1 protein-coding gene is annotated in these 289 nt (G+C 43.9%); it reads right to left on the bottom strand.

Annotated elements, in window-relative coordinates; translation table 11 throughout:
* Positions 1–289 (bottom strand): DUF3103 family protein (locus FTW16_RS01400; RefSeq protein WP_146489800.1); only part of this gene is annotated, 289 nt, incomplete at both ends.

Here is a 289-nt window from a genome sequence, read left to right as displayed (position 1 = left end):
ATCGCCTGATGGTTCAAATGCAAACAGCGGGTTTTCACCATTCTTCCAAGCTTCAATCATCGTTTCATCAGCCATGCGAATCTCTAACACAGAGTCGCTGAAATTATTGATCCCTTTCATCTTGCGATAGCCAAGATCCGCTTTCTGCATCTTGTTAGAGAATGCGGAGTAGGGCTGAGTAGAGTTCAGTTTGTCTATTGGTGTGGATAGACTCTTTTGTGAAATTTGAGCCTTTAGGGAAAGCTCAAGATCGGAATAGCGCTCGCTGATTTGTAACGCCAAAGATTGC

The sequence above is a fragment of the Vibrio sp. T20 genome (assembly GCF_007858795.1).
GTDB classification, from domain to species: domain Bacteria; phylum Pseudomonadota; class Gammaproteobacteria; order Enterobacterales; family Vibrionaceae; genus Vibrio; species Vibrio satsumensis.
This window is presented reverse-complemented; position numbering and strand designations above follow the sequence as displayed.